The 10,864-nt window shown below is 65.6% G+C and carries 2 protein-coding genes; both read right to left on the bottom strand.

The window, feature by feature from the left end:
• Nucleotides 1-164 precede the first annotated feature (164 nt).
• On the bottom strand, nucleotides 165-4,376 hold the full coding sequence (locus AC0IW7_RS11390; protein ID WP_471817981.1) for an OmpA family protein: 4,212 nt from the start codon (nucleotides 4,374-4,376) through the stop codon (nucleotides 165-167).
• Nucleotides 4,373-10,831, bottom strand: coding sequence for an SdrD B-like domain-containing protein (locus AC0IW7_RS11385; protein WP_471817979.1), 6,459 nt, complete (start codon nucleotides 10,829-10,831; stop codon nucleotides 4,373-4,375). Before AC0IW7_RS11385 ends, AC0IW7_RS11390 begins: the two co-directional genes overlap by 4 nt.
• Nucleotides 10,832-10,864 lie beyond the last annotated feature (33 nt).

Genomic DNA, 10,864 nt, shown 5'->3' with positions numbered 1-10,864 from the left:
TGAAGCGCTCGGCTTTGCTCCCCCCGCCCGCTAGGTGCGAGAGGGGCTGGGGGTGAGGGTTTTGCGGTTGCAGCCCAACGGCCCCTCTCCCGCCCTTCGGGCACCCTCTCCCGCTTGCGGGCGAGGGGATTGATCGCCGAACGCGTTTCAGCTTTGCTCCGTTCTCAATATTTCCCCACGGCGTTAAAGAACCAGCCCTGGCTGCGATAGGACAAGTCGGTCAGGTCATCGCTGAAGTCGCTGAAGTTGTAGCCCACGCCGGCTTTGAAGTGGTTGCCGAAGTGGCGGTATACGCCCACCAGCATGCCGGTGCGGCTGTCTTCGGCGGCGAATTCGTCGCGGCGGCGGACTTCGGCCATCAGGTCCCATTTCTTGACGACGTGCCAGTCCACGCGCGCGGCAACCAGTTGCCCGCGGCTGTCGAACCAGTCGGCAGACGTGTCGCGGCTCATGCGCAGTTCGCTCAGGCGGTAGGCGTATTTGCCGCCCACGCTCCAGCGTTCGGTCAGGTCGTAGATGCCGTCGATGGCGAATACGTGGCTGCGCTGGGCGTAGTCCACGGACGTGCCGGTGGCGGTCGACACCTGATCCGGCGGCGGCAGGTCGGCCAGGTAGGTGTATTTGGTCAGCAGGTTGAGCTTGTCGTTGAACACCGGGCGGTAGGCGTAGCCCAGGGACGCTTCGACGAAGTCGCCGTTGAAGTAGTCGCCACGGTCGGAGTTGCCGACGGAGAAGTCCAACTTGCCGATAAAGCGCCAGTCCGGGTTGACCTTGTAGCTGATGTTGTTGCGCATCAGCCACACGCTGAGGTCTTGCACGTCGCTGCTGTCTTCGCGGTATTCCAGACGGCTGGCGTAGCGCAAATCGCCGTTGCTGTAGCCCACCTTGCCGCCAATGGCGCGGCGTTTCAGGGCGTAGTCGGTCTCTTCGTTGAAGGTGCCGAATTCGGTGGTTACGCCGTAGCTCCAGTGGTCGTCGGGGGCGAAGTCCAGGCCGTAGCCTTGAATCACGCCGGCCTGGTCACCGTGTTGCACGCGCTGTTCGGCGTAGACGCTGGTTGTGTCGGTCCAGCGCGAACGGGCGCCGGAGACGAACTGACCGGTGCGGCCGCTGCTGTCCAGGCCGCTGCGGCTGGCGAAACCGTCGTCGCTGCGGTCGCTGTCGAGCTGGTAGTTGAGGTAGACGTTGGTGCGGTCCGAGGCGTCGTAGCCCACGCCCGCTTTGGCGCCCAGGCCGAGGTTGCCACCGGACAATTCGCCGTTCAGCGACGTGCGCTCGTTCAGGCGGTAGTCGCCGCCAACGCCGAGGCGGTTGTTGGCTTGACGGGTGCCGTCGCGGGTCAGGGTGCCTTGGCCAAAGCCGTACACCGACCAGTCTTCCTGGGCGTGGTATAGCGCTTGGAACAAGGCGTCGTTGCGCTCGCCTTCGTCGTAGTTGCCGTTGTCGTAGCCGGCGTAGGTGCCGGTGTACAGGTTGCGGTAGGCGCCGCCGTAGGTTTGCCGGTCGTTGCGCAGGCCGCCGGACAGACGCCAGGCGTCGCTCAGGTCGTAGGCCAGTTGCGCTTCGGCGGCGCGGCGCGAACGGCCGCCGTCTTCTTCGGTTTCGTCGGCTTTTACCGTCACTTCGGTTTTTTCGTTCAGCGGCGCGGTGTAGCTACCGCCCACCTGATCGGTGGCCAGTTCGGACAAACGCCCGGGTGCCGAGAAGCCGGCGTCGCGGTTTTCGAAGTAGAAGGTGCCGCGCCCTTCGGCGTCGTCAACCACGTCTTTCAAGTCGAACGCGGTCTCCACGCGGTTGGCGCGAGCGCGGGAGTCGGTGCCGGCCACTTGCTGGCCAAAGCCGAAACCGCCGTCGTAGGAGAAGCGCTGGTCGAGGCTGTCGCCTTCGCTTTGGGCCGATTCCAGTTTCAGCCAGGTGCCTTCGCTGTGGCGCAGCAACAGGTCGCCGCCGCCGAGGGTCTGGTCTTCGCGGCCGGTCTGTTCCTGCATGCTCCCGGTTACGCCGACGCGCACGTTGTCGTTCACCCAGTAGGCGGCGCGACCGCCGTAGGCCAGGTCGTCGAGCTGTTCCAGGCCCGGCGAATATTCGTAGCCGACCACCAGGAACACCGGGTTGCCAGACAAACTGCCGCCGGAACGGATCAAGGTGCTGCCATCGGCGGTGGCCGACAGCGGCTGGGTGAGAATTACCCGGCCTTGCAGCGCGTTCACGTCATAGTCGATGCCGGCGGACAGGTCCTGGCTGTGCAGCACCAGGCCGGAGTCTTTGTCGCGCACTTCGATGCGTACACGCTCGCTGCCTTCGGTGAGGTCTTGATGGCGCAGGTAGTACAGCGAACCCCCGGTGCCACGGAAATCTTCACGGGCAGAGGCGGTGCCGGGTTCGGCGGCGAAGCCTTCGATCTGCGCGCGGCGTTCGCCAAAGGCGGTGAAGGCGTCGTCGCGGTAGCGCACTTGCGCACCGTAGAGGCTGCGGTCGATCTGGGTCAGTTCGGTGTCGCGAATCTGCTCACGGAAGTTGCCCCACATGGCATGGGACTTCTCGTCCTCAACCTTGACGTAGAACTTGCCACGGGTCGGCGCGTCTTCGATCAGGGTCGAGTCGTCGCCGAAGGTGGCCCAGCCTTTGTCCGAGTCAGAGGTCATGCGGCGCAGGAATTCGCGCGGGTCTTTGTCGTTGAAGTTGCTGAACAGGCTGTCGGCGGGCGCTTCGCCGGTGTCGACGCTGCCGGTCACGGTGTATTTATCGTCCACCTTGCCTTTGGTGTAGAACGCCAGGCGGCCGTCGGCGTAGAGCTTGTCGTCGTAGTAGCGGTCTTCCTGAGTGACCACGCGGGCCGGGCCACTGGTGTCTTGCTGGCCGACGGTGAAGTCGGCGATGGCCACGGTGAACCAGTCGTCTTGCGGCAGGCGCAGGTCGCGGCGGTAGATGCGGCCTTTGCCTTGGTCATCGAGCACGGCCACTTCCACGGTGTGCAGGCCGCGAGGAATGATTTGCGCGCTGGCAAAGGTGCCGTTGCTGTCGACCGGCACCGGACGGCCCATGACGAACACGTGCTGACCGTCTTTTACCTGCTTGCCGTTGAGCGTCACCGTGCCGCCGGCCACTGGAATGTTGTGGCGCTGCAACCGGTTGCCGCCGTAGCCGGCCAACAGGTCGGCGGCCACGTCTTCGGGTTTTTCCTTGGGCAACTCGCCACGGCTGACCGATAGCAGTTGGGTGCTGGTTTCGTCGAAACGCCCTTCCTCGTCGTACACGCGAAGTTCGTAATACACCTGCTCCGGCGTGCCTTCCGGCGGCGTCCAGGTGCCGTTCAGTTGCGGGTCGAGGACAACGGTTTCCAGCAGTTGCGGTTCGCCGAACAGACGGCGCTTACCGAGAATGCGCACCTCGGCACGTTTGATCCAATGCAGGTAGTTGCTGTAGCCGCTGAAGGTCATCGGCTCGCCGATACGCGCCACCCGCGCGCCAGACACCAGGTTCAGGCGCGGCTTGGCCGACAGGTTGTCGAAGCGCACTTGCAGCAGGTCGTGCGCCAGGGCCACGTCGACGCAGCGCTGCGTGTCGGCGCTGCCGGGCTGGGTGCCGTCTTGCGGCTGGCCGTCGACGCTGATGCTAAACGGCGTCATCGCGGCCGGTGCCACGCTGCCCGGCGCGCAGGCTTGCGGTTTGGCTGGCGTGCTGACGAGCGCTTCGTCGTACCAGATTTCCACTTCCACACGGCGGTTCAAGGTCCAGGCTTGCGGGCTGTCGCCGGTAATCAGCGGCTGAGTGGCACCCCGGCTGTCGAGCTGAATCTGCTCGGGTTTGAGCTTTAGGCGCTCGCGGAAGACCTCGGCCACTTCACGGGCGCGCTGCAAGCCAAGGCCCTGGTTGTCCTGGTAAATGGCCTGGCTGCGTTGCGACAACTGCTGCGGGTCGGTGTGGCCGACCAGGCGCACGCGCAGGTTGCGTTTGCCGACCAGATGATCGAGGTGTTTTTGCAGGGCGTCGCTGTCACGCTCCGGCACCGCCGAACGGCCCGAGGCGAAACGCACTACCGGCAAGCCTTCACGGAGCACCACCGCGCTAACGGTTTCGTCGCTGACGTTTACCACCTGATCGCGGTCGCCCAGGGCGCCGTCGAGTTGCCAGAGAATCAGTTTCTCGCGCGGCAATTCGCGCTCGGCGTTGGCCGGCAGTGCCGGCAAGCCACCCGGCGTGAACGGCCGGCTTTGCAGCAGCGATTCATCTTCCATCGCCCCGCGCGGCCCGTGCAGGCCGCAGCCTTTGTTCAGTTCACATTGCTTGCCATCCACTTGCTCGGCCACGGCCAGCGCCAAGGGGTTCAGGGTCAAGGCGGCGATGCCGCATACCCACAATTTACGCATGCTCATCGGATCACCTCCACGCTATCAGTCGCCGGTACGATTTCTTCCTCCAGTTGCAGGTCGTAGCAGCAGTCGTGGGGCTCCCAATGGGCTTTGATCCAGTCCTTCACATAGTCGACACGGGCACGGGCATCGCTTACTTCACCGTCTACCGGCATGCGGTAGGCGATACGCAGAATCGACGGCTGTGCGTACAGCAATGGCAGTACTTCATCGAGCCGCGCCAGGTACTGGGCGGTCAGTTTGTTGTTGGCGTCGAAGGCCTCGCTGTTGAGGTCCAGACGCACCACGCGGTGCACGCTGGCGCCGAAGTTGGCTTTCACCAGACGGCCCTGGGTCATGCGCACCACGCGCGGGTTTTCGGTGGTGATGCGGTAGCCGGTTGGCAGGGTGCGTTCGTCCACTTTCAAAATGAAGTTGCTGCCACGCATTTCGCTCGGCACGTCGGCGCAGGCGATGTGGTAACGGCCGTACTCATCCGTGGTGATCAGCCAGCCTTTCGGCGTGGCCAGGCGCACGCCGGGAATGCCGGGCTCGCCTTCGTCCTGGTAGCCGTTGCGGTTTTTGTCGTCGAATACTTTGCCGATCAGGTCGGAGCAGTCGAACGTCGGGTCGGCCACCACGCGCACGCTGGCGGTGGCGACGTTGGATACCCGCGCGTTGGCCGACAGGTTCAGCGCCCACGTCTGGTTCACGTATTCGTTGAAGCCCACGCCGGAACCGACCACCAGCAGCACCTTGATGCTGACCACCTGGCCGCCATTGAGGGTGCGCGCCGGCCAGCGCAGGCGTCGCCCTTCCACTTCTGGTTCAGTCGGAACGCCGTCCACTTGTGCGGAGTTTTTGATGTATTTGAAGCCCGGCGGAATCTGGTCTTCGATGGCGATATTGGCCAGCGCGCTGGACAGGGTGTTACGTGCGGTCAGCACATAGGGCACCAGCTCGCCACGGCTGACGTTCACTTTTGGCGTGTTCTTGGTCATCACAATGGCGCCGCCCAGAATCGGGTCGAGCGGAATGTGGTTGTTGATCACGTCATCGGAACTGCCGCTCAGGCGGAAGGCCAGGTAGTACTGGGTGGTGCCGCTGCCCACCGGCAGGCCGGCGGCCGAGGCCGGGCATGCGGCCGGGTTGTGGGCAGGAATGCCCGGGCCGGGGGCCGTGGCGCCGTTTTGTACCAGCGTCGGTGCGCCGTTGTTGGTGGCGACCAGCGTGGCCTGGCAGCGTGGAATCAATGCCGAAGGCTGTTGCAGGTAGCCGGCCGGTGGCGTTACTTCCAGTTGGTAGTTGCCGGCCGGTGCGGCCGGGGTCAGGAAGAACTGGTAGAAGCCGTCGCTGCCGGTGCTCTGCACGGCGCTGGCGTTGCCGCCCACCAGGTGCACGGCCGGGTTGAAGCCGCTCGGGCCGATGATGCGCACCACGGCGCCGCCGACCGGTTCGCGGGTCACGGCGTCGTAGACCACGCCGGACGGATCGACCGGCAGGTTCTGTTCAACGATCTGCGCGCCGCCCGTCACCACGATATCGATGGTGCGGGTGGCCGGGTTCACCGTGCCGTTCACCGCACCGTTCGGGTCTTGCGCCACCGGCGTGCCATACGGCGCACGGCTCACGGGGTGGAAGAACGACAGGCTGTAGGCGCCCGGCAACAGGGTGAGTTGGTAGGAGCCGTCGTTGGCTGTGGTCGCGGTGGCGAGCACCTGACCGCCAGCGTTGCGCGCCTCTACCAGCCAGCCTTCAAGGCCACGCTCGTTGGCGTTTTGTTGCTCGTCGCGGCTGACCGATTCAAACCACACCTTGCCCGACACGCTGGCACTGGTGGCTGCGCCGTCGCGCTCGCCGAACAGGTAGCCGACCACATCGGCGCCGTTGATTTGCACGGCGCTGATGGCATCGCTGCCGACGCCGCCAGGTGCACCACCGCCGCTGCCGGCGGTGTCGCGACCATCCTGATAGGCCGCAGGTTGGGTTTCGTTGACGCGGTAGGTGCCGTTGGGCAACCCGTCGAAGCGGTAGGTGCCGTCGGCCGCCGTCACGGTGGTGCAGGCGCTCAGGGGCAACAGGGTGCCGCAAATAGCGGTGCCGTCTGCGGTGGTGCCGCTGAGGGTGACGGTGACGCCGGGAATGCCCTGCTCGTCCGGCTCGCGACTGCCGTTGTCGTTGTTGTCCAGGTACACCAGGCCCGACAGGCTGAAGCCGGTTTCGGCGAAGTCGTAGGCGGTGCCGTCTTCATCGGGCGCCACCACAATGGCGCTGATGCGGTCGCTGCCGCCGGGGTTGTTGGTCGCGGTGCCGCCCAGGCTGCCGGCGCTTTCGCGGCCATCGGCAAAGGCGTTCAGCGGCGCGCTGTTGTTGGCTTGCTGAGTCAGGGTGTAGCCGCTGGGGTCGCTGGCCGGCAGGGTGAACAGGTACGCGCCGGTGGCATCGGTTTGTACGGTGCAGGTGGTTTGCACGGTGCACACGTCTACGCCGTTCAGGGTGTTGCCAGACAGGCTGATGCTCACGCCCTGAATGCCCTTCTCGCCCGCCTCGCAAATGCCGTTGTCATTAGCGTCCACGCACACGCGGCCGGCCAGGCTGGCGCTGACCAATTCGCCGAACAGGTAACCCGTGGCGGCTTCTTCGCGGCCCAGGGCGATGGCGCGCACTTCGTCGGTGCTGCCGGTCTGCACATGGGTGCCGCCGGCGGTGCCAACGGTGTCGCGGCCGTCGAAATAGCCGGTGGGCAGCACTTCGGTGACGGTGTAACCAGCGGCGTCCGCCGAGTTCAAGTTGTCGAAAATGAAGCTGCCGTTGGCGATGGTTTGTACGGTCACGTCCACGGCGTTGCCGTAGGCGTCGTTACCGGTCAGGCGCACGGCGGCGTTGGGAATCGGGTTTTCACCGGCACCAAAGGCGCCGTCGTTGTTGCCGTCGACAAACACGCTGCCGGCGATGCTGGACTTGATCACCCGCACGGTGCCGCAAGCGCTGACGTTGTTGCCCGACACCGGGTCGATCTGGTCGGTGGTGGCGGTGGCGCAGGTTTGCGCGGTGCCGCCGGTGGGGTAGCTGATAAAGCGAACGGGCGCGGTGACGATGGGTTTGGCGCCGGCGGTCACGGTGCCGAAATCGCACGCCAGGGCCTGGCCGGTGACGGTGCAGGTGCCGCTGGTGTTATCCACCGTGTTGGTCCAGGTCACCGGCGAGCCGCTGATGTATTCCATCTCCGACGGCAGCGTGCTGCTGAGGTCGGTTTGCCCGGAGGTGCCCGGCCCGTTGTTGTCCACTTCGAAGCGCCAGTTGAACGGCTCGCGCACTTCCACCGGGCCTTGGTTCGGCACGGTGATGGCGATGTCGGAACGCACGCGGATGGTGGTGGTTTCGGTGTCGGCGTCGTCGGCCGGGTTGGTGTCGTTTTCGTTGGTGAACACTTCGGCGCGGGTGCTGACGGTGTAGCCGCTGGTGTCCGGAATGGTCAGGGCGCGGAAGGTCAGGTAGCGCGAAATGCTGGCGCCGGTAGTCAGTTGCGCATCGCTGCCGGTGAATACGCAGTTCACGGTCATCGTCGCCGGGCCGGTGACGCTGCTGCCCACTTGGTCGCAGATGCCCAGGTCGGCGCCGCCCGCTGCCGTGGCGATGCCGTTGAAGCGCATGGTTTTGCCGGCCGGTGGCGTCATGGCGTAGCTGAAGCGCAAACCGGTGGCCAGCGACGGGCCCTGGTTGGTGATGCGCGCCAGGTAGTCGATGTCGTTGTTGGCGTTGTTGCCGCCGCTGGTGGGGTCAAAACCCAGCGGGTCGGGACCGGCTGGCGCGTTGTCGTTGGTGACGATCAACACGTTAAGCGCGGCGTTACTCACGGTCAGGCTGGCGGTGGCGAAGTTGCCCTGGGTGCCACGGGTGACCGAGGCGTCGGTGCCGATGTCGCCGGTTACGCCGCTCAGGTCTTCGGCGGTGGTGGTGCTGTACACGCGCGCCTGGTTGGTCAGCGTGGCGCTGCCTTGCGAACCGCTTTGCCAGTTGGGGCGGACCACCACGCTGATGGTGCGTTGCTCGCCCGAGGGCAAGGTGAAGTTGCTGCACGTAAGCGTTTGCGTGCCGGCGTTGCTGTACGAGGTGTTGGCAGTAAGACCGGAGCAAGTGCCACCGCCCGTGGCGCTGGCAGAAATAAAGGTGAAGCCCGGCGCGCCGTTGCCAATCAGGAAGTCATCTTTGACCACCACGTTCTGCGCCGTGCTTGGACCGACGTTGCGGAACGTCAGGGTGTAGGTAGCGTTGGTGCCCGCCTCCAGCGTGGTAGGCGTGACCACTTTGGACACCATGTTCAGGTCGGCAATCGGCTGAATGCGCACATCCACCGAGGCCACGTTGTTGCCGCGATTCGGGTCGCCCTGGCTGGTGGAATACACCGAGGCCTGGTTGGTGAAATCGCCGTCGTTAAGGGCGCGAGCCATGGGGATGCTGACGGTAACGGTGTCGCCGGTTTTCAGCACGCCGCCGTTCTGGTCACAGCTGACCAGGCCGCTGCCGTTTACGGCGCAGGCAAAGGTGGCGGTCGAACCGTTGGTGTTGCTGACCACTGAAGTGACGGTGCCCACCACCGTGCCGGTGCGGTAGGCCGGCAGTTGGTCGCGCACTTGCAGGTCAACGGCGTCGATGGGGTTGCTGTTGCTGTCGCCCAGGTTGCGCACCACCAGGCTGTAGGTCAGCGTGTTTTCGGTGTTGAGCAAGGTGACGCGGTTGCCCGGCGCCGTGGTGGTGTTGGACGGCGTGGTCACCGACTTGGCAATGGCCAGGTCCACCGAAGCGGTGGCAGCGGTGGCGGTCACCGAGGCGGAGATCACGCCGATGCTGTTCCATTGGCCGGGGTGGGCGATGGTGGCGGAGTTGCTCAACACGCCGGCCTGCTCGGCGCGGGTGATGATCACCAGCGGGTTGTTGTCGGCGTTGCGCACAGGAATAGGCGCGGTGTTGGTACAGGCCACCGAGGTACGGCCGGCGCTTGGCACGCCCGGTTGCGCGGTGCAATTCCAGGGGCCGCTGGCGCTGACGAAGGTTTCCTGGTTGTCGTTGAGCACGTCGGTCAGCGTCACGCTGCCGGTTTGCGCCGCGTACGGACCCTGCACGTTGGTCACGCGCAAGGTGCTGGTCATGTTGGTGCCAATGGCCACCGGGTTCGGCGCTTTGGTTTTGGTGAAGGCCAAGTCCACAGCGTTGTCGGGGCTGACCAGCAGCGGACGGGTGGCCGTGTTGTTGCTCGGCAGCGGATCAACCGGGCCGGCCGCGCCGCCGGTGATCACCGCGCGGTTGTCGTTCGGGCCGCTGTAAGACGTCGGCGTGGCGTCGTTCGGCGCCGTGGCCGTTACGGTAATGGTGTTGCTGCGCCCGCTGGCGTAGCTGCCCGCGAATGGGCAGGTCAGCAGTTGGCCGCTCCAGGTGCAGGCGCCCCACCCTGCCCCGCTTGGCGTGGCGGTACCGGGGGTGAAACCGGCCGGCAGTTGGAAGGTGACGTTAAGGCCATCGGTGGCCGGGCTCGGGCCGGCGTTCACGGCGGTGAGCACGTAGGTCACGGTTTCGCCCGGTTCAACGGGAGACGGCGACGGCACGGCCTGGGTGATTTGCAGATCGGCGCCGGGGCTGACGCTGACGCTGGCGCTGCTGCTGTTGTTGTTGCCGTTCGGGTCGGCGGTGGCGGAGCTAATGGTGCCGCTTACCGACACGTTGCCGCTGGTGACCGAGTTGGACAGCCGCGTGACAATCGACAGTGGCGGGTAGTTACCGCCGGACGCCAGACTCAGCGGCCGCAAGCAACTCACCACTTGGCCGTTGATGGCGCAGCCCCAGCCGCTGCCAGAGGCGGACTGGTAAGTCAGCGTGGCCGGCAAGGTGGTGGTGAAGGTCTGGTTAGTGGCGGCGTCGGGGCCGGCGTTGCCGCCGTTGACGGTCCAGGTGATGTCGCTGCCGCCAGGAGCGCTGGCCGGGCCGGTGACCACAGCCGACAAGTCGGCGCCATTGTTGATGGTGGCGCTGCAGGTTTGCTGGTTGTTGGCCGGGTTCGGGTCGGTGTCGCCGGAGCCTGCGGTGAATACGGCGTTGCTGCTGATGCTCGGGCCGGTGGGCGCCGAGGTGCGCAGTTGCAAGCGCACGGTGCCGCTGGACGCGCCGGCAAGCGTTGGAAATGCGCACGTCACTTCGCCAGGCGTGGCGCCGTCATGGGTACAGCCAGCCGAGGCCGAACCCGGCACATAGCTGGCGGTGGCCGGCAACGGAATACGAATGGACGCGCCGCTGGCAGCCGCCGACGAGCCGTTCTCGTAGTTCAGGTCGACGGTGACCACGCCACCGCGAATGCCGGGGTTGGGGCTGGTCAAACATTGCGTCAGGCTCAAATCGGTGGTGGCCGCCTGCGCCGCCCCGGTCATTGCCCAGACTGTTGCCAACACGGCGCCGTACAAGCGCTTCCTGCGAATCAAACCCGACACAACGCGACTCTCCCTATGGTGCCAAACGGGCCT

The organism is Pseudomonas sp. AC229 (assembly GCF_979254655.1).
The sequence above is the reverse complement of the archived record's forward strand: the minus strand, read 5'-3'. Positions and strand labels throughout refer to the sequence as shown.

Bases quoted from the DNA above. Each gene is read 5' to 3' on its own strand.
- AC0IW7_RS11390 (WP_471817981.1), bottom strand. From the start codon at position 4,376: ATGAGCATGCGTAAATTGTGGGTATGCGGCATCGCCGCCTTGACCCTG.